Annotated in this window: 25 protein-coding genes; 16 read left to right on the top strand and 9 right to left on the bottom strand. The window is 67.2% G+C overall.

From position 1 onward, the window contains the following. Positions 1-27: 27 nt before the first annotated feature. A complete protein-coding gene (locus tag RMCB_RS06940; RefSeq protein ID WP_062828196.1) occupies positions 28-741 on the top strand; it encodes an EthD domain-containing protein in 714 nt (237 codons plus the stop codon). A gap of 29 nt (positions 742-770) precedes the next feature. Further along, on the top strand, positions 771-1,526 hold the full coding sequence (locus RMCB_RS06945) for an enoyl-CoA hydratase/isomerase family protein (protein WP_062828197.1): 756 nt from the start codon (positions 771-773) through the stop codon (positions 1,524-1,526). Position 1,527: 1 nt separating this feature from the next. Here RMCB_RS06945 and RMCB_RS06950 read toward each other — a convergent pair whose 3' ends face one another. Both RMCB_RS06950 and RMCB_RS06955 read right to left on the bottom strand, forming a co-directional pair. Next, complete coding sequence (locus RMCB_RS06950) at positions 1,528-1,800, bottom strand: (2Fe-2S)-binding protein (protein ID WP_062828198.1); 273 nt, start codon at positions 1,798-1,800, stop codon at positions 1,528-1,530. A 12-nt stretch (positions 1,801-1,812) separates the two neighbouring features. Continuing rightward, entirely contained in the window at positions 1,813-2,445 is a 633-nt protein-coding gene (locus RMCB_RS06955; protein WP_062828199.1) for a hypothetical protein, read from the bottom strand. Positions 2,446-2,684: 239 nt separating this feature from the next. Here RMCB_RS06955 and bfr point away from each other — a divergent pair, with 239 nt between their 5' ends. The 5 genes from bfr (at position 2,685) to RMCB_RS06980 (ending at position 7,820) form a co-directional block, all read left to right on the top strand. Beyond that, positions 2,685-3,164 (top strand): bacterioferritin, encoded by a 480-nt coding sequence (gene bfr / locus RMCB_RS06960; RefSeq protein WP_062828325.1) that lies wholly within the window; start codon positions 2,685-2,687, stop codon positions 3,162-3,164. Between the two features lie 157 nt (positions 3,165-3,321). Continuing rightward, complete coding sequence (locus tag RMCB_RS06965) at positions 3,322-5,373, top strand: MDR family MFS transporter (RefSeq protein WP_062828200.1); 2,052 nt, start codon at positions 3,322-3,324, stop codon at positions 5,371-5,373. 42 nt (positions 5,374-5,415) lie between these two features. After that, positions 5,416-5,898, top strand: a complete 483-nt coding sequence (locus tag RMCB_RS06970; RefSeq protein WP_062828201.1) for a carboxymuconolactone decarboxylase family protein — start codon at positions 5,416-5,418, stop codon at positions 5,896-5,898. Positions 5,899-5,919: 21 nt separating this feature from the next. Further along, on the top strand, positions 5,920-7,290 hold the full coding sequence (locus tag RMCB_RS06975) for a type I glutamate--ammonia ligase (protein WP_062828202.1): 1,371 nt from the start codon (positions 5,920-5,922) through the stop codon (positions 7,288-7,290). A gap of 158 nt (positions 7,291-7,448) precedes the next feature. Then, positions 7,449-7,820: a VOC family protein gene (locus RMCB_RS06980; protein ID WP_029370595.1), complete on the top strand. Its 372-nt coding sequence runs from the start codon at positions 7,449-7,451 to the stop codon at positions 7,818-7,820. Between the two features lie 130 nt (positions 7,821-7,950). Here RMCB_RS06980 and RMCB_RS06985 read toward each other — a convergent pair whose 3' ends face one another. The 4 genes from RMCB_RS06985 to RMCB_RS07000 all read right to left on the bottom strand — a co-directional run bounded on the left by RMCB_RS06985 (position 7,951) and on the right by RMCB_RS07000 (position 12,166). Beyond that, on the bottom strand, positions 7,951-8,505 hold the full coding sequence (locus RMCB_RS06985) for a DUF3291 domain-containing protein (protein ID WP_062828203.1): 555 nt from the start codon (positions 8,503-8,505) through the stop codon (positions 7,951-7,953). A gap of 414 nt (positions 8,506-8,919) precedes the next feature. Then, the gene (locus RMCB_RS06990; RefSeq protein ID WP_062828204.1) at positions 8,920-9,363 is read right to left on the bottom strand and encodes a nuclear transport factor 2 family protein; all 444 of its coding nucleotides are present in this window, start codon (positions 9,361-9,363) and stop codon (positions 8,920-8,922) included. After that, positions 9,353-11,140: an N-acyl-D-amino-acid deacylase family protein gene (locus RMCB_RS06995; protein WP_084388391.1), complete on the bottom strand. Its 1,788-nt coding sequence runs from the start codon at positions 11,138-11,140 to the stop codon at positions 9,353-9,355. Before RMCB_RS06995 ends, RMCB_RS06990 begins: the two co-directional genes overlap by 11 nt. Positions 11,141-11,239: 99 nt before the next feature. After that, positions 11,240-12,166 (bottom strand): SDR family oxidoreductase, encoded by a 927-nt coding sequence (locus tag RMCB_RS07000; RefSeq protein ID WP_029370599.1) that lies wholly within the window; start codon positions 12,164-12,166, stop codon positions 11,240-11,242. A gap of 83 nt (positions 12,167-12,249) precedes the next feature. Here RMCB_RS07000 and RMCB_RS07005 point away from each other — a divergent pair, with 83 nt between their 5' ends. From RMCB_RS07005 to RMCB_RS07030, 6 genes are all read left to right on the top strand, one after another. Next, entirely contained in the window at positions 12,250-13,173 is a 924-nt protein-coding gene (locus RMCB_RS07005) for a dienelactone hydrolase family protein (RefSeq protein ID WP_062828206.1), read from the top strand. 84 nt (positions 13,174-13,257) lie between these two features. Beyond that, positions 13,258-14,361 (top strand): glycosyltransferase, encoded by a 1,104-nt coding sequence (locus tag RMCB_RS07010; RefSeq protein ID WP_062828207.1) that lies wholly within the window; start codon positions 13,258-13,260, stop codon positions 14,359-14,361. Between the two features lie 83 nt (positions 14,362-14,444). Then, the gene (locus RMCB_RS07015) at positions 14,445-15,113 is read left to right on the top strand and encodes a YoaK family protein (RefSeq protein ID WP_029370602.1); all 669 of its coding nucleotides are present in this window, start codon (positions 14,445-14,447) and stop codon (positions 15,111-15,113) included. A gap of 66 nt (positions 15,114-15,179) precedes the next feature. Then, the gene (locus tag RMCB_RS07020; protein ID WP_029370603.1) at positions 15,180-16,619 is read left to right on the top strand and encodes an APC family permease; all 1,440 of its coding nucleotides are present in this window, start codon (positions 15,180-15,182) and stop codon (positions 16,617-16,619) included. After that, positions 16,616-17,959: a glutamine synthetase family protein gene (locus RMCB_RS07025; RefSeq protein ID WP_029370604.1), complete on the top strand. Its 1,344-nt coding sequence runs from the start codon at positions 16,616-16,618 to the stop codon at positions 17,957-17,959. Before RMCB_RS07020 ends, RMCB_RS07025 begins: the two co-directional genes overlap by 4 nt. Before the next feature lie 35 nt (positions 17,960-17,994). Then, positions 17,995-18,381, top strand: a complete 387-nt coding sequence (locus RMCB_RS07030) for a cupredoxin domain-containing protein (RefSeq protein ID WP_062828208.1) — start codon at positions 17,995-17,997, stop codon at positions 18,379-18,381. A 14-nt stretch (positions 18,382-18,395) separates the two neighbouring features. Here the strand turns inward: RMCB_RS07030 and RMCB_RS07035 are convergent, their stop codons facing one another. Both RMCB_RS07035 and RMCB_RS07040 read right to left on the bottom strand, forming a co-directional pair. After that, complete coding sequence (locus RMCB_RS07035) at positions 18,396-19,679, bottom strand: cytochrome P450 (protein WP_029370606.1); 1,284 nt, start codon at positions 19,677-19,679, stop codon at positions 18,396-18,398. A gap of 63 nt (positions 19,680-19,742) precedes the next feature. Next, a complete protein-coding gene (locus tag RMCB_RS07040; protein WP_072278426.1) occupies positions 19,743-21,197 on the bottom strand; it encodes a glycosyltransferase family 39 protein in 1,455 nt (484 codons plus the stop codon). Positions 21,198-21,379: 182 nt separating this feature from the next. Here RMCB_RS07040 and RMCB_RS35985 point away from each other — a divergent pair, with 182 nt between their 5' ends. The 3 genes from RMCB_RS35985 to RMCB_RS07050 all read left to right on the top strand — a co-directional run bounded on the left by RMCB_RS35985 (position 21,380) and on the right by RMCB_RS07050 (position 23,429). Beyond that, positions 21,380-21,856 (top strand): hypothetical protein, encoded by a 477-nt coding sequence (locus tag RMCB_RS35985; protein WP_029370608.1) that lies wholly within the window; start codon positions 21,380-21,382, stop codon positions 21,854-21,856. 152 nt (positions 21,857-22,008) lie between these two features. Beyond that, positions 22,009-22,524 (top strand): protein disulfide oxidoreductase, encoded by a 516-nt coding sequence (locus tag RMCB_RS07045; protein ID WP_109784197.1) that lies wholly within the window; start codon positions 22,009-22,011, stop codon positions 22,522-22,524. A gap of 5 nt (positions 22,525-22,529) precedes the next feature. Beyond that, the gene (locus RMCB_RS07050) at positions 22,530-23,429 is read left to right on the top strand and encodes a cytochrome c biogenesis CcdA family protein (protein ID WP_062828209.1); all 900 of its coding nucleotides are present in this window, start codon (positions 22,530-22,532) and stop codon (positions 23,427-23,429) included. On the opposite strand, the gene RMCB_RS07055 is transcribed toward RMCB_RS07050, so the two are convergent. Then, positions 23,371-23,697, bottom strand: a complete 327-nt coding sequence (locus RMCB_RS07055) for a hypothetical protein (RefSeq protein ID WP_029370611.1) — start codon at positions 23,695-23,697, stop codon at positions 23,371-23,373. The two genes, RMCB_RS07050 and RMCB_RS07055, sit on opposite strands and share 59 nt — an antisense overlap. Positions 23,698-23,708: the final 11 nt, after the last annotated feature.

The raw sequence follows: 23,708 nt of genomic DNA on the forward strand, positions 1-23,708 counted from the left end.
TGGCGCGAATCGCATACTGTCCGCTGGATGGAGAAGATCATCGTGCTGGTGCGCGCCGCGGACGCCGACGACGATTGGTGCGCACGGCTCCGGACCCAGGTGGCCGACGAGTTGCTCGACACGGGACTGCCGGGACTGTCCATCAACGTGCGGGACGCCCCGGTGCGTGATTCGCTCATGACGCTGACCACGCTGGACCCACCGGTGGTCGCGGTGGCCGGCCTGTGGACCCAGCAGTATTACGGCGAACAGGTCGGCACGGCGATCAAACTGCTTGCCGCTCAAGCGGATTCGGTACACGCCTACCTGGTCACCGAATCGGTGCCGATGCCGCCTCCGCGGACCGATCCGGGTCGGCGCACCAACGGCCTGGCCAACATCGCCCTGCTGCGGCGGCCGGCCGAATTGAGCGAGGACACCTGGCGGCACCGTTGGCACGTCGACCACACGCAGGTGGCCATCGACACCCAGGCGACGTTCGGTTACACGCAGAACGCCGTGGTGCGGGCGCTGACGCCCGATGCCCCGGTGATCTCGGGCATCGTCGAGGAACTGTTCCCGCAGTCGGCGGTGGCCGATGTGCATGCCTTCTTCGGTGCTGCCGACGACGCCGATCTGGCGGACCGCATGCGGCGCATGGTGGCCAGCACAGAGGCGTTCGGGGCCAGCACCAACATCGACACGGTGCCCACCAGTCGCTACGTGTTCCGCTCGCCGTTCGCGGCACCCGACCGCCAATAGTGGAACGTGTTCTAGTTACGCTTCGAGATGTGAACCTGCTGATCGACGACCTCAACCGCGTACGCACACTCACGTTCAACCGCCCGGAGTCACTCAATGCCTTCAACGAGGCGCTCTACGACGAGACGACCGCCGCATTGCGGACCGCAGCCGACGATCCCGAGGTCGGCGTGGTGCTGCTCACCGGGGCCGGTCGGGCATTCAGCGCGGGCAACGACCTCGTCGAGATGCAGGCCCGGATCAGCGGTGCCGATGTTGCTCCGGCAGGGGAGCATGGCTTCTACGGCATGCTCGATGCGCTCGTCGACTTTCCGAAACCGTTGATCTGCGCCGTCAACGGTCTCGGAGTGGGCATCGGCGCCACCATCCTCGGCTTCGCCGATCTGGCGTTCATGTCCACGTCCGCCCGGCTGAAGTGCCCGTTTACCAGCCTTGGCGTCGCGCCCGAGGCCGCGTCGTCCTACCTGCTGCCGCGGTTGATCGGGCGGCAGAACGCGGCCTGGCTTCTGATGTCCTCGGAGTGGATCAGTGCCGAGGAGGCCAAGGACATGGGCCTGGTGTGGCGGGTCTGTGCCCCTGAGGAACTGCTGTCCGAGGCGCGCCGGCATGCGGAAGTTCTTGCCTCCAAGCCACTTTCGAGCCTCAAGGCGGTCAAGCACACAATGCTGGCTCCCGTCCGGGCTGACATCGTGGCGGCCGTGGAACGGGAGAAGGCGCTGTTCGTGGAACTTGTGGGCGCCGCGGCCAACGTCGACGCGCTTGCGGCGTTCGCCGATCGCAAGTAGCTCAGGGGGCGCGGCCGGTCCCGTTGTCCACCGACGCCACGACCTCACCGCAGATGCGCGGCGATGCGCTGGTGCGGGCCGGGCAGCCGTTGAACGGGGTCGGGCAGCCGTTGGCCTGGTGGGCGGCGATGATCGCCCGGATGGTGCGCCTGCACCGCCCGCAGTCCCTGCCCGCGCCGCAGGCCTCTGCGATCTGTTTGGACGTGGTGGCTCCCGCCGCCACGACGTCGTTGACGACGTGGCTGGTGACTCCGGTGCATAGGCAAACGAACATCAGCTCACCGGTTCATTCCTGGCCGTCAACGGTCATGATGTGGGCCAACTTGCCGACGAACAGGCTCGGGTAGGCGCCGAACCCGGCGTGCGTCATCCATTCGGCGGCCGCGTCGGGATGGTCGATCCACTGTCGTGCGCGCACCTCGTCCTCGATCTCCTGCAGGATCATGACTTCCTGACCGTCGTCGAGTGCCTGGTATACCCACACCTTCCTGATGCCGCTGTTCTCGAAGCGGCTGAGCCCGTCATGGACCTTGCGCATGAGCGTCGGGACGTCGTCGACCACCGAGACCGCGCCGACGATCACGCCCGCCACGTAGTCCTCCGACGTCGGCCCCGACAGGTCGATCTTCTCGACCACCTCACCGCCGAAGATGGGCGGAATGTCTTGGACGCCCGAGTTGTCGAACCACTCGAAAATGGCCGGCGACCGCAGGACATCGCGAATGGAGTGGGGATTGCGGATCCCGATGGTCACCAGTACGCGGCGCGGCTCCCAGATCGACGTGTACAGCACCACGTGATGGGCCCCGATCGTCAACAATCCCGAACGATGCTTTTTCATCCATTTCCACATCTGTTCGACATCGTCGACGCGGAAATCGCACGACAAAATAAGCGAGTGCAAATCAAACTCACCCATTATTTCTCGCGATTCCGTCCATCGGCCGACATGTTAGCCCAGTCTAACCTTAGTTAGGGCAGGCAGTCCAGCGTTCGAGGACCGCCGGTGGTGTGGGCCCCGCGCGTGTCACGCGGTTGGCCGGGAAACACGCCCAGCACAGCCGAAATCCACCGACCTCTCCGGAGCCTCTGCACTAGATTGGCGGTGCACGGCAAACAGCAACGCTTGACCAGCCCTCAAGGTGCTTAGGAGTGACGATGCAAGGGGATCCGGACGTCCTGAAATTGCTCAACGAGCAATTGACCAGTGAACTCACGGCCATTAATCAATATTTCCTACATTCCAAGATGCAGGACAACTGGGGATTTACCGAACTGGCCGCCCATACCCGTTCGGAATCTTTCGAAGAAATGCGGCACGCCGAGGCGATCACCGATCGCATCCTGCTGCTCGACGGGTTGCCGAACTACCAGCGGTTGTTCTCGCTGCGCGTCGGGCAGACCCTGCGCGAACAGTTCGAGGCGGATCTGGCCATCGAATACGAGGTGGTCGAGCGGCTCAAACCCGGCATCATCATGTGCCGTGAGAAGCAGGACGCCGTGTCGGCCATCCTGTTCGAGACCATCCTGAGCGACGAGGAAGGTCACATCGACTACCTGGAGACGCAGCTCGAACTCATGGACAAGCTGGGTGATCAGCTGTACGCCGCGCAGTGTGTGTCGAGGCCGCCGCAGTAGTCTCGCGCACCACGCGTTTCGCCGCCCCGGACGACCGGTCCCATATCGGATGTCCGGGGCGGTCTGTCGTCTGTGCCCGGGATCACGGTAACTTTCATAGGCAACCTAACGATATGACGTCTGGACCGACAGCCCCGACCGTCGGCGAAAGGATGTCATGACAAGCGCACCGACAACCACGGAACCGCAACCCGGCGGTGGTGTCCTGCTGAGCCTGCGGCGACGCAACCTCGTGTTCGTCGCGGTGATGCTCGGCATGCTGCTGGCCGCCCTCGACCAGACCATCGTGGCCACGGCCCTGCCCACCGTCGTCGCCGATCTCGGTGGTGCGGGCCATCAATCCTGGGTGGTGACCAGCTATCTGCTGGCCTCCACGATCGTCACCGCCGTGGTCGGCAAGGTGGGAGACATCTTCGGTCGCAAGGCGGTGTTCCAGGCCGCGATCGCGTTCTTCCTCGTCGGTTCGGTGCTGTGTGGCATGTCCGGTTCGATGACCATGCTGGTGGCCGCGCGGGCCCTGCAGGGCATCGGCGGCGGAGCCATCATGGTCACCGCCACCGCGCTCATCGGCGAGGTCATCCCGCTGCGCGACCGGGGCCGCTACCAGGGCATGCTCGGCGCGGTCTTCGGCGTCACCACGGTGATCGGCCCGCTGCTCGGCGGTTTCTTCACCGACCACCTGAGCTGGCGCTGGGCGTTCTGGATCAACGTCCCGGTCGGGGTCGTCGTGTTCCTGGTCGCTGCGGGCACCATCCCGGCCCTGGCGCGTGCCGGCCGGCCGGTCATCGATTACCTCGGCATCGTTCTGGTGGGTCTCGGCGCGTCAGGGCTCACCCTCGCCACCAGCTGGGGCGGCGGCGAGTACGCGTGGACCTCGCCGGTCATCATCGCGTTGTTCATCGGTTCGGCGATCGCGCTCGCGGCGTTCGTCTGGGCCGAAACCCGTGCGGCCGAACCGATCCTGCCCATGAGGCTGTTCGCCAGCCCGGTGTTCACGGTGTGCTGCGTGCTGTCGTTCATCGTCGGCTTCGCGATGCTGGGCGCACTCACCTTCATGCCCACCTTCATGCAATTCGTCAACGGTGTCTCGGCCACCGAATCCGGCCTGCGCACCCTGCCGATGGTGGCTGGGCTGCTCATCACCTCGACCGGCAGCGGCGCCATCGTCAGCCGCACCGGTCGCTACAAGATGTTCCCGATCGCCGGAACCGCGGTGATGACGCTGGCATTCGTGCTGCTGTCGCGGATGGATGCGCACACTCCGACACTGCAGCAGTCGCTGTACCTGTTCATCCTCGGCATCGGTATCGGCATGTGCATGCAGGTGCTGATCCTGACCGTGCAGAACACGTCCAACTTCGCCGATCTGGGAGTCGCGACGTCGGGCGTGACGTTCTTCCGGACCATCGGAAGCTCGTTCGGCGCCGCCATCTTCGGGTCGCTGTTCACCAACTTCCTGTCGGGTCGCCTGGCGCATGCGCTCGCGGCCGGCGGCGCACCTCCCGAGGCCGGGGCATCACCGAAGGTATTGCACGCACTGCCCGCGCAGGTGGCCGCACCGATCGTGGACGCGTACGCCGGTGCGCTCGGCAACGTGTTCCTCTGCGCGGCACCGGTCGCCCTGCTCGGTTTCGTCGTGGCCCTCTTCCTCAAGGAGGTCCCGCTGCAGGAGATGGACGCCGGCGTGGCGGCCGATCTCGGCGAGGGATTCGGCATGCCCAGCGCGGAATCGGCGGAGAAGGTGCTCGAAACGGCGATCAGCAGGCTGATGCGCCACTCGCAGGACATCCGGTTGCGGACCGTGGCAGGCTCGCCCGGCTGCGACCTCGACGTGGCCGGGCTGTGGGCGCTGCTGCAGATCTACCGGCAAGGCCAGGTGTTCGGAACGGCCCGGCTCACCGAGATCGCCGAGCGGTTGCGCGTACCGCACGAGGTACTCGAGCCGACGTTCGACTCCCTGGTCACCGAGGGCTGTGCCCTGCGGACCGGCGATCAGTTGTGGCTGACGCAGCGCGGGCTCGGTCAGGTCGACGCGGTGTCATCGGCGCTGGTCGGGCGGATCGTCGAAAAGCTCGCCACCTCACCGTCGTTCGAAGGGCGACCGGACCGCGATCAGGTGGAGGCCGCGCTCGAGCGCATCGTGCACCGGGTGCTCGTGCAACGGGACTGGGGCGACGACCGCACCGAACTGGCCTCGGCGAAAAACTAGAACCTGTTCCAGAATGCTCGCGTCCCGCGTACCATTCGCTGCATGAGCCGCATCGGTGATTTCCCCGACGACGATGTTGCAGGCTGGGTGCTGCGATCACCCGAAATCGGAACGGCCATGGCCAACTTCACCAACGCCGTGTACACCAAAGGGCGGTTGCCGCTGCGCGTGCGGGAGCTGGCCCGCATGGTCATCGCGCTCGACAACGAGTGCGCCGTGTGCCAGAACACCCGCGATTCCGAAGGCGCCGCGGCCGGCGTCGACGAGGATCTCTACGACCACGCGGCCGAATGGCGCACCTGGCCCGGATACAGTCCCGCGGAGCGGGTTGCGGCCGAGTTCGCCCACCGGTTCGCCACCGGGCACACCGAATTGCGCGACGACGAGGATTTCTGGCAACGGGCAGCCGAACAGTTCGACCCGGAGCTGCTGACCGATCTGGCGTTGTCGTGTGCGATGTGGCTCGGCATGGGGCGGATGCTGCGCACGCTCGACATCGGTCAAACCTGCACGATCACGCTGTAGGTCGCCGCGCAGCGGCGCACAATGGCACCTGTGACAGCGCGGGCAGCCAAACCGTTGGCCGCAGCGGCCATCGCCCAGTTGGAAGCGGATGGGGTTGCGACACTCATCGGCACGGTCGTCAATCCGGCCGGCCTGATCCATGCGAAAACTGTTCCGCTGCGCCGCATGGGGATCTTCGCCGACCCCGGGCTGGGCGCCAGTCCGGTGTTCCACGCGTTCACCATCGACCAGACCGGCATCGTGTTCAGCGACGCCCTCGGCGTGGTGGGGGATCAGCGGATCCGCATCGACCTGGATGCGCTGCGCATCCTGGGTGACGGATTGGCTTGGGCGCCTGGCGAGTTCTTCAACCAGGACGGCACGGTCGACCCGTACTGCGCGCGGGGCGTCCTGCAACGGGTGACCGACCGGATGGCAGCGGCCGACCTGGCCGCGGTGGTCGGCCACGAGATGGAATTCGTCCTGGTCGGTCCGGACGGCGGCCGGTTGCCGTCGGTCATGTGGGCCCAGTACGGACTGGCCGGGCTGCTGGAGTTCGAAGGCTTCGTCCGGGACGTCACCAACGCGGCGACGACGTCCGGGGTGGCCATCGAACAGTTCCACCCCGAGTACGGCGCCAACCAGTTCGAGATATCGCTCGCCCCCCAGCCGCCGGTCGCGGCCGCCGATCAGCTGGTGCTCATGCGCATCATCGTCGGCCGGGTGGCCCGCAAGTACGGTATGCGAGTCAGCCTGTCGCCGGTACCGTTCGCCGGAAGTGTGGGTTCCGGTGCCCATCAACACTTTTCGCTCACACTCGGGGACACCGCCCTGTTCTCCGGTGGCAGCGGGATGCGGGGCATGGCGGCGCAGGGCGAGTCCGCCATCGCGGGCCTGCTCGCCGGGCTGCCTGCCGCGCAGGGTGTGCTGTGTGGGTCGGTGCTCTCGGGCCTGCGTATGCAGCCCGGACACTGGTCAGGCGCGTACAACTGCTGGGGCACCGAGAACCGGGAGGCGGCAGTGCGTTTCCTGATCGGCGGCCCCAGCAACCCGTACGGCGCCAACGTCGAGGTCAAGGTGATCGATCCCTCGGCCAACCCGTATCTGGCGAGCGCCGTGATCCTGGGCCTGGCGCATCACGGGATCGAGAACGAACTGCCGCTCGGCCCGGAGATCACGGTCGACCCCGGCAGTCTGACCGAAGTGCAGCGTGCCGAGCACGACATCGTGCAGCTGCCCACCCAGCCGGGCGATGCGCAGGCGGCGCTCGGTGCCTCGTCGCTGATCCGCGGGATTCTGGGCGATGAGCCGGTCGATGCGGTGCTGGCGGTCCGGCGCTACGAACTGCAGTACTTCGGGCATCTCCCGGACGAGGAACTCGCCGAGAAGTTCCGGATGGCCTGGAGCGTCTAGGCCCCCGGTTTTTCCGCGCCAGGTTTTCCGCGGAACTGTATTCCCGGTCGTTAAAGCTGACGCTTAACGACCGGGAATACAGTTCCGCGTGTGGGTGCGGGGGATTCGCGTGTGGGTGCGGGGGATTCGATCGTGATCCGAATGGCAATACTGGGACCATGATCGGCACATTGCGTTCTGTGGTCCTCGACTGCCGCGACCCTCATCGGCTGGCTGCGTTCTACTCCGGTCTCCTCGGCGGGGAGGTGGCCGTCCAGGACGACACGTGGGTGGTGGTGACGGATCCGGCCGGGCGGCGCCTGGCGTGTCAGTACTCGCCGCAGCATGAGCCGCCGCAGTTTCCCGACCCTGCCGGGTCCCAGCAGGTGCATCTGGACATCAAGGTCGACGATCCGGATGTCGCCGAACGCCAGGTGCTGGAGCTGGGCGCGACGCGGGTCACCGATGCGGTGGGCGAGAACAACTTCCGCGTGTTCCGCGACCCGGCAGGGCATCCGTTCTGTCTGGTGTGGGGCATCGACTCGGCCTGACAGCGCCGAAGGGCCAGTTAATGCTCGGTTTGTGGGCGACCGGAAACGCTTACAGCTCAGTGCCTTTGACTGGTTCAAGGACCGCTCCAGGTCGACGGCGCCAGCGTCACGCGGCAACGCGCCCGGCCGACTATGGCTGACCGCTGCTCGGTTCGCTGTTCTTGCGCCGGGTGGGGGCACCGTCCGGGGCGAACGAGTGATGGAAGGTGAAAGCGTCCGGCCCGGGAGTGTGGTCGTGAAGGTGCTCCAGCTTGGAAACCCCATCACGCCAAACGGGTATGGCTTCCTCGGGTATCCACCAGCACACGTGGTTGGGGTTCCCCAGCCTGTCGAACCAGTCGTAGCGCCTGTTCAGCGCCTCACGGTGTAGACCGGTGTAAATGGCGTCGGCGGCAGCGCGCAGGCCTGTCCAGAGCGAGAGAGTCGCGGCCAGGGCGGTCGTCTCCACCGGACGGCCCTTGCGGTACCACGTCGGTACGGTGAACTCTCCCCACGCACCCCAATCGGCCCCGAAGAGTTCGCCACGGTTACCGTCTGCCGGTTCGGCATGAGCGATATAGCCCGGCTGCCGACTGATCTGCCCGTAAACAGCCGCACCGATGTCGTAGAACTCGCGCGTGAGGGGAGTGGAATCGGCGAGAGGAGACTTCAGGACGCCGAATGTGTACAGCGCAAGATGAGGCATACGTCTCTTCCTGGTCAGGGCTGCCTGGGGTGTTGCACCCGGTCCGTGGCTTGATCGTGGGGCGAGGGTTCGCAGGGCCTGACCGGATGCATCGTGTTACGGCCGGCCTAGCCTGTACGAGCTCCTGTGCGGCTGTGCTGAGCACCCGAAGCCCGGACGAAGGTAGCCGCTTTCTTGCGCCATGTCGAAGTTGCAATTCCCCGCCTGACGTGGCCTCTCCCACTAATGGTTGCGCTGCAGGACCGCGGTGTTGCCCACTTCCACTGAGCGGCGCGGCGACTCGCTACGACTGACCGCGTGGCATCGCCTACTTCGGGGTCGCCATTTCTGATCGAGGATTGACGCCACAACCAAAGTCGCCGCCGACGAGAACCCTCCGCGGCCATGAAGCGGGGCCGGCAGGGTTTGCGTTGCTCAGACCAGCCCGGTGGCGTCGAAGACCCACGACATGTCCGCGGTCGCGAAATCGGACAGCCAGCTCGCCGGAGCGTGGTTGGTCAGCGCGCCCATGTCCCAGTAGTCCTTCCACAGCGTCACCTTGCCGTTCTCCACGCGGTGCACCGTGACGAACTTGAGTATCGCGGATTCACCTGTCTGCCAATGCCATTCCTCGTGATGCTCGTACATGGCGTCGGCGCCGTTGGACACCAGCAGCCCGGGGAAGTTCTCGTAGGAGGCCAGCGGTTCCAGTCCGATCTTGAGCCGCTTGACGATGTCCTCTGGCCCTCTGGCTGCGGCCGTCGGGCCCACCGGCATGTCCAGGTAGATGCAGTCGTCGGAGACGTAGGTCTTGAGCAGCTCCCAGTTGCGGTCAGACAGTGCCTGCCACAGCCCGACGATCGTATTCTCAACTGACACTGGTGAGTTCGCCTTTCTGGGTGGGCTGGGCCGGGGATCGGTGGGCGGCGCGCAAGAACCGTCCGGTGCGTGTGGCGCCGACGAGGTCGGTGAGTTGCCCGTCGAGGTAGACGGCCTTGCCGGCGACGAGGACGGCAGTGACGGTGTCGTCATTGCGGTTGACCATCCGCGACAGCCCACCGTAGTGCTCGACAGTGTCCTCGGCGTACTCGTCCAGCGAACCGTCGAGGTGTTGCGGATCGAGCACGACCACGTCGGCGCGATCGCCGATACGGAGGTGCCCGGCGTCGAGGCGGTACCAGTCGGCGAGCTCGCCGGTGAGCCGGTGCACGGCCTGTTCGATCGACATGAAAGGCGTACCGGCTTGCTCGGCGTCCCGGACATGTCGCAGCAGGCGCAGCCCCATGTTGTAGAACGCCATGTTGCGCAGATGCGCCCCCGCGTCGGAAAAGCCCAGCTGGATACCCGGGTCGCGCGCGAGCTTCTTGAGCACGTCGGGACGGTGGTTGGAGATGGTGGTGCGCCACCGTAGCGCGGTTCCGTGGTCGAGGACGAGGTCCAGGAACGCATCGACCGGATGGACGCCCCGGTCGACCCCGACCTGGCCGAACGACTTGCCGACCACGGAATCGTCAGGGCAGGCAACGATTTCGGCGTCGAAGAAATCGCGATGCCACACCCGGACGCCGAATTTGTTCTCGTAGTCCTTGCGGAACCGGCGGCGGTAGTCCTCGTCGCGCAGCAGTTCGTTGCGCTCCACCTCGTCACGCAGATGCAGTGCGGCCGCCCCCGAGCCGAACTCCTCGAACACCACCAGATCGATGCCGTCGGCGTACACCTCGAACGGCACCGGCAGGTGCTGCCAGCGGAAGTTGCCGCCGAGCGCGTTGGTGATCCGCGCCAGCGGCCCCATCAAAAGGATCGCGTAGGGGTTGGCCTTGATGTCGGCGGCCGACAGCAGCGAGGTCTTCAGCGGATTGCGGAAGATGCCGAGCGACTGGGCCACCTGCGATGCCAGGTTGACCGGATTCTGGATGTCGGGGCCGGACTGCAGCACCCGACCCGCGCGGCGCAGCAGCGACTTGAGCCTGCGCAGCTCGCGCGGTTTGGCGTAGGTCGACGGCAGCGTGCGCGACCGGCAGGTGTCACCGTCGATCTTGTCGAAAAGCAGCTGTTGCGAGGACATTCCGACGAAGCCGGCGCGCAGTGCCTCGGCGAGCATCTGCTCCATGCGGGCCTGCTCGGCGCGGGTCGGACGTTGGTCCTTGCGGGTGGCGCGGTCCAGGCCCATCACTGCGGTGCGCATGTCGGAGTGCCCGATGAACGCCGCCAGGTTGGGGCCTAACGGCAGCGCCTCGAGGGCGGCGACGTATTCGTCGCAGTTGGTCCAAATCTTGTTCGCGTCGACCGCGGCGATGACGTGCTCGCGCGGGATGGCCTCGACCCGGCCGAACAGGTCACCTGCGTCGACCCCGCCCACATATACCGTCGACAGCGAGCAGGAACCGAGCATCACCGTCGTCACGCCATGGCGCAGTGATTCCGACAGTGACGGACCGTTCAGCACCTCGATGTCGTAGTGCGTATGGATATCGACCATTCCGGGCATGACCCACTTGCCGGTGGCGTCGATGACCCGGGGGCAGTCGGTGTCATCGAGGTCGTCGGGCGATATGGCGACGACATGGCCGTCGCGAATCCCGATGGTGCGCACGGCCGACGGGGCACCGGTGCCGTCGAACCAGCGGCCGTTGCGAATGATTGTGTCGAAGGTCACCAAGTCATAGAACAGCCGTGGTGGTCGGGTGTCAATGAAATCCGTGAACAGATTTCAAAAAATGTCTACTGGCCCGTCTCGGGGTCGAGTGAGCTGCAGTTATAGCGGCGCCCAGGCGTCGGGCTGACGGCCGTCGAGGTCGGTGAAGCCGTATTCCCTGGCCAGATCCACCGAGCTGACCGACCGCTGGTTCCACCGGGCCCGGGTGGGGTCCGCGGCGATGGCGGCGATGCCCCTGCCGACGAAACGGGGGGTCTCGGATTCGGCGAAACCCGGTGGGGCCATCGGGTAGCCGTCGGCGCGCATCGGGTCCAGTGCGGTGTGCCAGGTTTCCTCGGTGATGCCGTAGTTGTCCAGCATCATCTCCGAACGCAGCCACCCCGGCGTGACGGCGACCGCCGTGGCGCCGAACACCGCAAGCTCGTAGCCATGGCTGAACGCCAGCCGGTTGACCGCAGTCTTCACCAGGTCGTAGAACACCGAAAGCCGGTAGTTCTCGAAGTTGAATTCTGTTGTCCCATCGGTGATCTCAACGAGAAGACCACCCATCTTGGTGGTCAGCAGGGGCAGTAGGCAATGCGATGTGATCAGATGGGTGTCGATCCCGAGCCGCAGGATGCGCAAGCCGTCGTCGAGATCGTGCTGCCACATCGGCCGGCCCCATGTCGCGGGAGCGCCCTTGAGTATCTCCGCGCCCCAGATGTCGTTGACGAGGATGTCGATGCTGCCGAAGTCGCTGCCGAGCCGTTCCGCAAGCGCGCGGACCTGAGGGATGTCGAGATGGTCGACCTGGATGGGGATGCCCACACCGCCCACCGCACACACGAGTTCGGCGGTCTCCTCGATTGTTTCGGGGCGGTCATAGTCGGAGAGGCGGCTGCCGGAGACACTGCTGCGCCCGGTGCACACCACCGTGGCGCCGGCCTCGCCCAGCGCCATGGCGATACCGCGACCGGCACCGCGGGTCGCACCGGCGACCACGGCGACACGGCCGCGCAGCGCATTCGGATCCGGCGTCCACACCATCCGATGAGTATCGCGCCCGACGGCCACCGAACATTGCGGTTCAGCATTGTTGCCGCCGCGCCGGCCCGCGCATACTGGCGAAGGTGACACCGCTACAGCGCTACATCGCAGAGGAAATTGCCACCGATCATGTGGACGGCCTGCTGTCCCGGCGTGAGGCACTCCGGAGGCTGGCCCTCATCGGCATGGGCACCGCCGCCGCCACCGCTCTGATCGCCGCGTGCGGTGAGCAGAAGACGGCCGCTCCGCCGACGTCGGAGTCGCCGACACCCAGCCCGACGCCGAGCCCGAGTGCCGGCGGGCCGCCACCGGGTTCGGCCGGCGCCTTGCCCACCAGCCCGATCACCTGGGCCGGACCCGCCGGGCAGCTCCAAGGTGCCTGGGCGGCGGCGCCACAACCCCGCGGCGGGGTTCTGGTGATCCACGAGAACAAGGGGCTCAACGACTGGGTCCGTTCTGTCGCAGGACGTTTCGCCGGCATCGGCTACTCCGCGCTGGCCATCGACCTGCTGTCCGGCCAGGGCGGCACCGCGGCCTTCAGCGATCCGGCTGCCGCCACCGCGGCGCTGAGCAAGATCGCGCCCGAGGAGTTCGTCGCGAACCTGAAGTCCGGTGTCGACGAGCTTGCCCGCCGCGTCCCCGACCACAAACTCGCGGCGGTGGGCTTCTGCATGGGCGGCGGTCTCGTGTGGCAACTGCTGGCCGCAGGCGCCCCGCAACTTGCTGCGGCGGTGCCGTTCTACGGGCCGGCCCCGGACAATCCGGACTTCTCCGGCTCGCGCGGCGCGGCCGTGCTGGCGTTCTACGGCGCCTTGGACCAACGGGTGACCAGCACCGAACCCGTCGTTCGCGCCGCACTGGAGAAGGCCGGGATGGTGCACGATCTCGTGACCGAACCCGATGCCAACCACGCGTTCTTCAACGACACCGGGGACCGCTACAACGCGGCAGCGGCGGCCGATGCCTGGCGTCGCGTCCAGGACTGGTTCGGCCAGCACCTCGGCTGAGCTGCCTGCGGAGTTCAGCGGCTGTTCAGGCACCGGTCGGGGTCACGTTGTTGACCGCACATCACGCCCGGTTCTGATCTGGGCATGCGGGTTGTCCAGGTTGCCAACTTCTACGGCCCGCGCTCGGGGGGTCTGCGCACCGCGGTCGACCGGCTGGGCGCGGAATACAGCGCGGCCGGCCACGAGGTCTACCTCATCGTGCCCGGCTCTGTTCCCGAACGGCACATGCTACCCACCGGCGTGGTACGAATCTCGTTGCCGGCCAGACAGATCCCGTTCACCGGCGGTTACCGCGCCGTTCTTCCCGGTCCGGTCACCACACTGCTGAGCCGACTCGAGCCCGACGCGTTGGAGGTGTCCGACCGGCTCACCCTGCGCTCGCTCGGGCCGTGGGGCCGGCGCAATCACGTTGCCACCGTGATGATCTCCCACGAACGCCTCGACCGCCTTGTCGGACAGGTGCTTCCGCGGTCGCTGGCCCGCGCGGTGGCCAACTTCGCCAACCGCCGCACCGCGGCGAATTACGACGCGGTGGTGTGCACGACGGCGTTCGCCCGTGAAGAGTTCGACCGCATCGGTGCCGCCAACGTCGCGACCGTGCCGCTCGGCGTCGATCTCGAGCAGTTCCACCCGCGCAGGCACAGCGAGCAGATGCGCAGCCGGTGGGCCGCCCCGCAACAGACTCTGCTCGTGCACTGCGGTCGGTTGTCGGTGGAGAAGCACGCCCATCGAAGCATTGATACCGTTGCTGCACTGCGCGATTCGGGTGTCGACGCACGACTGGTGGTGGTCGGGGAGGGGCCCATGCGGGCGCGGCTGGAACGTCAGGCGGCACGGCTGCCGGTCGACTTCACCGGCTACATCGGCTGCCGGGACACGGTGGCGACCATTCTGGCGTCGGCCGATGTCGCACTCGCCCCGGGCCCGCACGAGACGTTCGGCCTGGCCGCTCTGGAGGCCCTGGCCTGCGGCACCCCCGCGGTGGTGTCGCGGACCTCGGCCCTGGCCGAGATCCTCACCTCCGACAGCGGCGCGACGGCCGACAACGACCCCCGGGCCATCGCGCACGCCGTGACCTCGGTGATCAGCCGCCCGGAACCACTGCGGCGCAGCAGTGCGCGCCAGCGTGCCGAGCAGTTCACCTGGCCGAGGGCCGCGGCAGGCATGCTCGACGTGCTCGGTGCCTGAACAACGCGGCGCCGTGGCGGCGTTGTCACGGCGGACGCGAGGAGCAATCAGGATCACGGTAGGTTGTCCGCATGAGCGGCCGTATCGACGACACGGCACGGACTGCCACGCTGTGGTTCGCCCTGCTGCTCACGCTCACCAACGGTTTCCTGGACGCACACACCTACCTCACACGCGGGCAGGTCTTCGCCAACGTGCAGACGGGCAACGTCATCTTCCTGGCCCTCGACTTGTCCAACCGGCATGTGGGCACGGCGCTCGCGCACCTGTGGCCGATCCTGGCCTTCATCGTCGGGGTGTCGATCGCCGCGCACATCAAGTCGGGACGCGCCGCGCATGTGCTGCCGTACCCGCTGCGCTGGACCATGGCCATCCAGGTGGTGGCGCTCGCGGTGATCGGTTTCGTGCCTGCCACCGTGTCCCACACCGTGGTCACCGTCCCGATCTCGCTGCTGGCCGCGGTGCAGATCGGGCTCTTCCGCAACATCGGGGACCTGGCCTACCTGCCGGTGGCGACGACCGGGAACCTCATGCGCTGCGTCGAATCGGGTTATGCCGGGTTCGTCGAGGGACGCCCGGATGCGCGCCGCGCCACTGGTGTCTACGCCACGCTGATCTTCGCGTTCGCCGGCGGCGCGGTGATCGGTGGCGTGGCGAGCCGAGCCTGGGGTGTGCACGCGATCTGGCTGGCCGCGGGCATCCTCGCCGTGACCCTGCTGCTCTTCATCGTCGACCGCGACGCGGTGGCCTGAGAGGGTTTTGCGCAGGGTGACCGCAGACCTGGTGTGGCCGTGGTGCCGGTTCTATGGTCCCCGGTCATGTCCGAAACCACCACGGTCCCAGAGCCTTTAGGTAGCCCGGCGGCGCCACCCGACCGCAAGCTGCGCGGCAATCTCGGTGTCGTCGCCATCGTGTTCATGGTCGTCGCCGCGGCGGCACCGCTCGGCGTGATCGGAGGTGTGGTACCGCTGGGCATCGCCTCGGGCAACGGAGCGGGTTTCCCTGCCACCTTCATCGTCGCCACCGTGGTGCTGTTGCTTTTCGCGACCGGGTTCACCGCCATGACGCCGTACGTCGACGACGCGGGCGCGTTCTTCTCGTATGTCCGCCAGGCCCTTGGCTTTCCGGCCGGTATCGGCGTCGCATTCGTGGCACTGGTCAGCTACGTCGCACTGGAGGCCGGGGTGTACGGGCTGCTCGGACCGGCGGGGTCGAGCGTGCTCGAACTGGCAGGCGGCCCGACACTACCGTGGTGGCTGTTCGCTGCGGCTGCCTTCGTGGTGACCACGTACCTGGGCTACCGCAACATCGAGCTGTCCAGCCGCGTGCTCGGCATCCTGCTGACCGCCGAGATCGCCATCGTGGTCGTGCTCGACCTGGTGATCGTCGCCCGCGGTGGCGACCACGGCCTGTCCACGGGCATCGTCAACCCCCACGCAATCCTGTCCGGATCGCTGGGCATCGGGCTGCTTTTCGCGATCATCAGCTATGTCGGATTCGAGGCGACCGCGATTTTCCGCGATGAGGCGAAGACCCCGGAGCGCACCATCCCGCGGGCCACCTACGCCGCGCTGATCCTGATCGGGGTGTTCTATGCGGTCACCAGTTGGGCGTTGATCTCCGGCTGGGGCGACGACGGTGCCGTCGCGCACGCCACGCAGTCGGGCAGCACCTTCCTCGGTGACACGGCCAAGCGCTACGTCGGCGCCGTCGGTGCGGACCTCATCACCGTGCTGTATTTCACCAGCCTGTTCGCCTGCATCCTGGCCTTCCACAACGTGGCGTCGCGCTACGTGTTCGCCCTGTCGCAGCGCGACGTGCTGCCCGCCGCGTTGAGCCGCCCGCATGATCGGCACGGCTCACCGCACCAGGCGTCGCTGTGGATCTCGGGGGTCGTGGCGGTGGCGGTGCTGCTGGCCGTGGTCTTCGGTCTCGACCCGGCGGGACAGTTCTACACGTGGTTCGCCGGCGCGACGACGGTCGGCGTGGTGGTCCTGATGATCGTGACCAGCGTGGCGGTGCTGGTCTACTTCGCCCGCGACCGGCGCGGCAACTCGCTGTGGCGGGTCCGCATCGCGCCCGCGCTGGGCCTGGCTGGGCTGCTGGGTGCGTTGGTGCTCATCCTTTCCAACCTCAGCGATCTGGTCGGCGGATCCAGCGTGCTGGCCTGGGTGATCGTCTCGGTGTTGGTTGGGGCCTTCGTCGCGGGCGCCGCTGTGGGGACCCGAGTGGACGCGAAGGCGGACACGCCGTCATGACGCTGAACGGAACGGTCGGGGCGGCAGCCACCACCCCGGAGCGAGAACTGTTGGGGCGCATCGACGACGGCTCGATCACCGAGATCGAGGTGGCTTGGAGCGACCCGTTCGGGCATGCCCAGGGCAAGCGGATCCCGGCAGCGGGATTCCTGCAGCGCGCCCGCGGCAGCGGATTTGCCTTCTGCGAGGCGTCTTTGGGCTGGAACGCCGACGCCACCGTCATCGACAACCTGCGGCTGACCAACTGGGCCGGCGGCTACCCCGATGTGTACGCCGTGCCCGATCTGACCACGTTCCGGCCCCTACCGTGGCGACCGGGCGCCGGTCACGTGATCTCGGACATCGTCTCGCACGACCGACGGCCATCGCTGCTGGACCCGCGTGCGGTGCTCAAACGGGTATTGGCGCAACTGGCATCGCTCGGCTACACCGCCAAGGTCGGCGTCGAGCTGGAGTTCTACCTGCTCAACCCCGACGGCTCGGCGTTCCAGAACGATATTCACGCCTATTCGCTGGAGAACGCCAACGCACTCGAACCTCTGCTGACCGACCTGCACCGAACCCTCGCGGCGTTCACCCGGCTGGAGGGCATCGAAACCGAGTACGGCCCAGGGCAGGTCGAGGCCAACCTGATCTACACCGATGCGCTCGAGGCGGCTGACGACGCTGCCCGGCTCAAGTACGCCGCCAAGGAGGTGGCGCGCAGGCACGGCCGGATCGCGAGCTTCATGCCCAAGCCGTTCAGCGAACACTCGGGCAGCTCGGCGCATCTGCACGTGTCGTTGTGGCGAGACGGCGCACCGGCTTTCGTCCCGCGTGACGGTCAGGAGAACGAGCTGGCCCGGTATGCGATCGCGGGGCTGCTGGAGCACCTGCCGTCGATCACGTTGTTCGGAGCCCACTCGGTGAACGCCTACCGCCGCTTCGCCCCGGATTCGTTCGCACCTGCGACGGTGAGTTGGAGCCGGGACAACCGCAGCGCGGCAGTGCGCTCGTTGGTCGAATCCGATCCCACCGCCACCCGCATCGAATTACGCAGTGGCGCATCCGATGCCAACCCGTACTGGTTGATCGCCGCGGCGCTGGCCGCGGTGGTTGCCGGCATCAGGGCGCAGCGCACACCGCCGCCTGCCGAAGGTGGGAACCTCTACGAAAAAGGGGTGCCGCTGCCCGAATCGCTCGGGGTGGCCATCGCGCTGGCCACGCAGGACGACACCATCGCCGGCATATTGGGTGCCGACTCGGTGCACGACTTCGCCGAGATCGCGCGCAGCGAGTGGCAGGCCTACACCGGGCACGTCAGCGATTGGGAACGGCGCAGGTACCTGGCGAACTCATAGCTCACCCGGTTGACGACCGGTCGATAATCGTCAGTATGAATCGCATCGTGGTGTGCTGTGCGGCTGCCGCACTGGCGTTCGGGCTTGTGGCGTGCTCGAATTCGCAGACCACCGCAGGACGTGACACCGCGGCCGCGACGACGACGGGCAGTCCAGTGCCGCCGCCCGGGCCGGGCACGCCCGTCATCACGATCTCCGGAATGGGTTACAGCGCACCGATTACCGTTGCGCCGGGCGCGCAGATCACCATCGTCAACGACGACGAGGTCGCGCACACGGTGACCTCACGCACCAAGGGGTTGTTCGACGTTCACGTCGGCGGCAAGCAGCGTGCGCTGCTCACCGCGCCCTCCGACCCCGGGGAGTACGGCTTCGACTGCACGTACCATCCGGCGATGGTCAGCAGCCTGACGGTCAAATAGCGGGCCTGCGCCGGTCAAACCCACGCCACCGGTAGTCGCTTGATGCCGTGGATGAATGCCGACTGCAGCCGGTCCGGTTCGGCGACGGCGACGATGTCGGGCACCTGGCGATGCAGCTCCTCGAAGGCCACGGTGATCTCGCGCCGCGCCAGATTGGCGCCGAGGCAGAAATGCGCTCCGCCACCGCCGAATCCGAGATGCGGGTTGGGGTGACGCCCGACGTCGAACAACCACGGATTTGCGAATTTCGCCTCGTCGCGGTTGGCCGACCCGTACCACAGCGTGACCTTGTCGCCCGCGGCCAACGGGGTGCCGCCCAGCTCGGTGTCGCGGGTGACGGTGCGCCGCATGTAGCTCACCGGAGAGGCCCACCGCACGATCTCTTCGACCGCCGTGGGAGCCAGCTCGTCGTAATCGGCCCACCAGCGCTGTCGCTGCTCCGGGTACCGGCTCAGAGCCAGCATGCCGTGGCTGATGGCGTTGCGAGTGGTCTCGTTGCCCGCCACCACGAGCAGGATGAAGAACGACGCGATCTCGGCGGAGGTCAGCCGCTCGCCGTCCACCTCGGCCTGCACCAGGCTGGTGGTGAGATCCAGTCCGGGCTCGGACCGTCGAGCTTCGGCCAGCGCCTTTGCGTAGGTACCGATTTCGATTGCGACGCTGAAGAATTCCTCGAAGTCGGTGGTGATGTCGGGGTCGCCGAAGCCGAGGATGACGTTGGTCCAGTGGAAGACGCGTTGGTGGTCGTGCTCCGGGATGCCCATCATGTCGCAGATGATCTGCAGGGGCAGCGGGCCGGCCAACTCCTCGACCAGGTCGGCGTGCCCGTCGGGATGCCGCGTCGTCATGGCGGTCACCAGGCTGCGCGCCCGCGCGCGGACCGAGTCCTCGATCAGCGCCACCACCCGGGGTGTGAAGGCACTGCGGACGATGTTGCGCAGCCGTGTGTGCCGCGGATCGTCCATCGCGATCATCGACCCGAAATACTCTGCCAATTCCGGATTCTCGTCACCGATGGTGATACCGCTGGCAGAGGAGTAGATATCCGGATGGCGGCTGGCGTGGAACACGTCGTCGTACCGGGTGGCGACCCAATGCCCTTTGCCGATCGGCGCTCCCTCCTGCACGAACTCGGGCTGGAATGACAGGGGAGCCTCGCGGCGCAGCGTGGCGAATGCGCCGTCGCGGATGTCATCGTCGAGCGCCCAGAACTCCCAAGAGCCCAAGTTGATCTCGGACAGAGGTACCTCGGGCGGTGGGGTGCCGTTGGGCCGGGCCGCGATGCCGTTGCAGACCATCCAAGCGAGCGTAGAGCGTCCGCCCGCAGCGTGGTGGGCATTCGGCCCAGACCCGTCGCGCGGTCAGGATACGGTCAGTGTGCGCAGCAGCGGCCAGATCTGTTGCCACGGTTGCTCGCGCCTGCTCAGCAGATAGATGTCGAGATCGTCGTTCACCGTGCCGACCTTGTCTGCGGATGCGAAGTATCCCCGCAGCGGTTCCGGGGTTCGGCCCACATAGAGCACGGTGTCCACCGACTCAGGTGGCGGCGGGAAGTAGCCGTAGCTGCGGTTGGTGCTGTAGGCCGGCGGCAGGCCGTACCTCGGTGCATAGCCGTCGAGATATGCCGCCACGATGTAGGACTCGCCCAGCAGTGCAGTGTGTTCGCGCTCGGGTCCGGGCAGGCTGTGGTAGGCCTGCGCGGTGGTGTGGGCGATCCTCTCGCCGACCTCCGAGCGGGTGGCCCCGACGGAGAAGACCAGGATGAGCACCGCCGCTGCGATGCTCGTCAAGACGCCCACACGTGCCGGCCAGCGCCGAGCGCCGGCCTTGCCCGCACGTCGCAGTTGCAGGCTCACCGCGCCTGCCGCGGCCAGCACCCCGTAGAGCCCCGCCAGGTAGTACGGGCGGCCCAGCGTCGCGACGAACACCACGTACAGGGCCACGGCGGTGACCGCGATGAACCGGTACTCCCGCCAGTGTGGCGCGCGCAGCAGCTGCCAGGTGCCGTAGAGCCCGAGGACCACCCCGAGTACCCCTGCGTAAAGCACCAGCTGCACCGCGACACCCGGGCGCCCGCCGTAGAGCGCCTCGGCTTCGCCGGCGACCACGCTGGTCATCTGCCATTGCGGCCAACCGTGTGACTGTTGCCACCACAGCGTCGGTGCGGCAACGGCGACGGCGATCGCGGCGCCCAGCCACAGAGCCGGTCGGCGCAGCAGATCGCGCGGGCCGGTGATCGCGATGCACACGAGCAACATCGCGCACAGCAGCAACACCTGGAACTTCGTCATCACGGCGAGGCCGACCACCACGCCGAGCGCCACCAGCAGTCGGTCGTCGCGCAGCCGCACCCAGCGGACCAACAGCCACATGATGGTGAGCCACTGGACCGGTTCGAGCGTGTAGGGCGTCAACCAATGCCCGGTCAGCGTCGGCCAGAGCGCTGTGGCTTGCGCCACAGCCGTGATCACCTGGGCGCCACGGTCTCCGCCGAACTCCCGGGCGATCAGCGCTGCCACCACAACGGCGCCCACGGTCGCCAGCATGGCGGGAATGCGCAACGCAAACACAGAGTTCGGCGCAACGGTGTCCATGAGAGCGGCCAGCGCGGTGGCGCCAGGCGGCTGATCGGCCGAACCCCAGTCCAGGTGATACCGGCCGATGGCCAGCATGTACACCTCGTCGAACCAGTAGCCCCGGCCCAATAGCGTTGCGACGCAATGTGCCAACCCAGTCACGGCAGCGATCGCCAGCACCGCCGCCGCAGCGAACTTGGGCACCGAACGGGTCGGTTCGGCTGTGGCGACGTGCGACATCGCCTCGAGGCTAACCGCGCCGCGCCGAATCGCCGGGTACCCACGCGGGGTAACGCTCGGGGCAACCGCGCCGATAACTCACACGGGGTGAACGTCTCACTGCGGTGAAGTCGCAAGGCGTTACGGCGCCCGGCCATTGGGGGATGGCAGGCGCCCGGGTCACCAACGTAGGAGGTTCATGAATGAAACTGAGGAATTTCGTCGCGGCGGCGATGACCGTCGGCGCACTCGGAATCGGAGTCGCAGGCGCTCCGGCCGCATCGGCGGCCCCAGTCGTACCTGCGCCGCTACAGCCCGGACACGGTCAGGACGACTGCTTCCCGTTCTGCAACGGGCCTGGCCGGGGACCCGACCGCGGCCCCTGGAACAACGACCGCGCGGACTGGAACAACGACCACGGCCGCTGGGGCAACGATCACGGGGACTGGGACAACAAGGGTCCGTGGTGGGCCAACAACCGGCACGACTGGTGGGATGACCGCCAGGGCCCGCCGCCATGGGGCTGGGGCCCGCCGCCGCCGTACCAGTGGCGCGGTGGACCGTTGCCGCCGACCATCAACTACTACGGGTACAACCTGACACCCGTGTGGAATGACGGTCCTCACCAGTGGGGTGTCTGGCTGTTCGGCCTGTTCATCCCGATCTTCGGCGTCGGATAACCCGCCGGACCGGCTGATGCCGCAGCGTACGTCGCTGCGGCATCAGTTTCGTTTCGGCCCTTCCTGTTGAACCCGGGTGTGCTTACCGTCGTGTCATGGGTGTGTGCGCGCACCCGCGTGCATGCTGCACCTTGAGCCGAGGAGATGGTGCCATGAGTACGCGAATCTGGCGGCGACCGAGAATGTTGAGCTTCGCCCTGGCCGCCGTCATGAGTGTGGTCGCGCTCGGGCTGGCGTTGGTGGTCCCGCCCGCCGCGCTCGCCGATGACCGTATGCAGTTCACCGGTACGACCCTCTCGGGCGCACCGTTCAACGGCTCGACCCTGGCCGGGCACCCTGCGGTGCTGTGGTTCTGGACGCCATGGTGCCCGTTCTGCAACGCCGAGGCTCCCGGTGTCAGCGCCGTGTCGGCCGCGAACCCGGGCGTGACGTTCGTGGGCGTGGCCGCGCACTCCGACGTCGGTGCGATGCAGGGCTTCGTCGACAAGTACCACCTGAACTTCACCAATCTCAACGATGCCGACGGTTCGATCTGGGCGCGTTACAACGTGCCGTGGCAACCGGCCTATGTCTTCTACCGCGCCGACGGGTCGTCGACGTTCGTGAACAACCCGACATCGGCCATGCCGCAGGACGAGTTGGCCAGTCGGGTGGCTGCGCTGCGCTGACCGGCGTGGGTGACGAACTGGTGGGGCTGGCGTTCGGCGCCGGCCTTGTCGCAGCGCTGAATCCGTGTGGATTCGCTTTGCTGCCAGGGTATCTCGTGCTGGTCGTGCGCGGACCGGACGAACGCGAATGGCCCCGGGCGGTGCGCCGCGCCCTGCTCGCCACAGTCGCGATGACGGCGGGCTTCGTCGCGGTCTTCGGGCTTTTCGCCGCGTTGACGGTCGCGGTGGCCAGCACCGTGCAGCGTTACCTGCCTTATGTCACGGTGCTGATCGGGCTGGTCCTGCTGGGGCTCGGCGGTTGGCTACTGGCGGGCCGGCATCTGGGACTGCTCGCCGCAGACACGTTGACACGCCACGCCAATTGGGCGCCGACGGCGCGCCTGGGGTCCATGTTCGGCTACGGCGTGGGCTACGCCTTGGCCTCGTTGTCCTGCACGGTCGGACCATTTCTCGCCGCAACCGGTGCCGCGTTCCGATCGGGTACCCCGCTGCGTGGCGTCGCCGTGCTCGGCGCCTACGCGGCCGGATTCATGGTGATCGTCGGAGTCCTCGCCGTGGCCGCCGCGTCGGCGAGCACTGTGGTGGTCGACCGGATACGGCGAATAGTGCCGCACGTCAACAGAATCAGCGGCGCACTGCTGATCGCCGTCGGGGCCTACGTCGCGTACTACGGGCTCTACGAGATCCGGCTGTTCGGCGGGGGCGGCTCACCCGACGACCCGGTGATCGCCGGGGCCGGTCGCGTGCAGGGCACCATCGCGGGCTGGGTCCATCAGCATGGGGCTTGGCCCTGGCTGGCCGCGCTCGCCGCGCTGGCGGTGACCGCCGCGCTGTGGCGACTGACGGTCAGGCGCAGCGCGAAAGGTCGGCCCGCAGATCCGGCCACGGCGGGCGACGAATCATAGCCACGGTGGCCAGCGTCGCCGCGACCAGGCCGATCAATTCGCCCATCAAGGCCAGCCGGGTGGCGTCGACGGCGGGAACCCACGCCGGCCTGCCGTCCTTGACCACGAACACGCCGAGCGCGCGAGTGACCCGGCTGCCGTCGCGGCGGTGCCGCACCTTGGACACCGGGACGATGGTGGCCCCGTCGGGAGTCTGATACGGCTCACCGAACACCCGGTCGGCGTCGGGATCGGTGGACAGGGCTTCCAGCGCCTCGGGCATCCGCATGCCGGCGTCCT

Source organism: Mycolicibacterium brisbanense, assembly GCF_001570425.1.
Taxonomy (GTDB): Bacteria; Actinomycetota; Actinomycetes; order Mycobacteriales; family Mycobacteriaceae; genus Mycobacterium; species Mycobacterium brisbanense.

Coding starts and splice junctions, on each gene's coding strand:
- RMCB_RS06965 (WP_062828200.1), top strand. CDS start 3,322: ATGACAAGCGCACCGACAACCACGGAACCGCAACCCGGCGGTGGTGTC.
- RMCB_RS06980 (WP_029370595.1), top strand. CDS start 7,449: ATGATCGGCACATTGCGTTCTGTGGTCCTCGACTGCCGCGACCCTCAT.
- RMCB_RS07040 (WP_072278426.1), bottom strand. CDS start 21,197: ATGTCGCACGTCGCCACAGCCGAACCGACCCGTTCGGTGCCCAAGTTC.
- RMCB_RS06950 (WP_062828198.1), bottom strand. CDS start 1,800: ATGTTCGTTTGCCTATGCACCGGAGTCACCAGCCACGTCGTCAACGAC.
- bfr (WP_062828325.1), top strand. CDS start 2,685: ATGCAAGGGGATCCGGACGTCCTGAAATTGCTCAACGAGCAATTGACC.
- RMCB_RS07030 (WP_062828208.1), top strand. CDS start 17,995: ATGAATCGCATCGTGGTGTGCTGTGCGGCTGCCGCACTGGCGTTCGGG.
- RMCB_RS07055 (WP_029370611.1), bottom strand. CDS start 23,697: ATGCGGATGCCCGAGGCGCTGGAAGCCCTGTCCACCGATCCCGACGCC.
- RMCB_RS06970 (WP_062828201.1), top strand. CDS start 5,416: ATGAGCCGCATCGGTGATTTCCCCGACGACGATGTTGCAGGCTGGGTG.
- RMCB_RS06955 (WP_062828199.1), bottom strand. CDS start 2,445: ATGGGTGAGTTTGATTTGCACTCGCTTATTTTGTCGTGCGATTTCCGC.
- RMCB_RS06975 (WP_062828202.1), top strand. CDS start 5,920: ATGGCACCTGTGACAGCGCGGGCAGCCAAACCGTTGGCCGCAGCGGCC.
- RMCB_RS07035 (WP_029370606.1), bottom strand. CDS start 19,679: ATGGTCTGCAACGGCATCGCGGCCCGGCCCAACGGCACCCCACCGCCC.
- RMCB_RS07045 (WP_109784197.1), top strand. CDS start 22,009: ATGAGTACGCGAATCTGGCGGCGACCGAGAATGTTGAGCTTCGCCCTG.
- RMCB_RS07000 (WP_029370599.1), bottom strand. CDS start 12,166: ATGGTGTGGACGCCGGATCCGAATGCGCTGCGCGGCCGTGTCGCCGTG.
- RMCB_RS06940 (WP_062828196.1), top strand. CDS start 28: ATGGAGAAGATCATCGTGCTGGTGCGCGCCGCGGACGCCGACGACGAT.
- RMCB_RS35985 (WP_029370608.1), top strand. CDS start 21,380: ATGAAACTGAGGAATTTCGTCGCGGCGGCGATGACCGTCGGCGCACTC.
- RMCB_RS06985 (WP_062828203.1), bottom strand. CDS start 8,505: ATGCCTCATCTTGCGCTGTACACATTCGGCGTCCTGAAGTCTCCTCTC.
- RMCB_RS07025 (WP_029370604.1), top strand. CDS start 16,616: ATGACGCTGAACGGAACGGTCGGGGCGGCAGCCACCACCCCGGAGCGA.
- RMCB_RS07020 (WP_029370603.1), top strand. CDS start 15,180: ATGTCCGAAACCACCACGGTCCCAGAGCCTTTAGGTAGCCCGGCGGCG.
- RMCB_RS07010 (WP_062828207.1), top strand. CDS start 13,258: ATGCGGGTTGTCCAGGTTGCCAACTTCTACGGCCCGCGCTCGGGGGGT.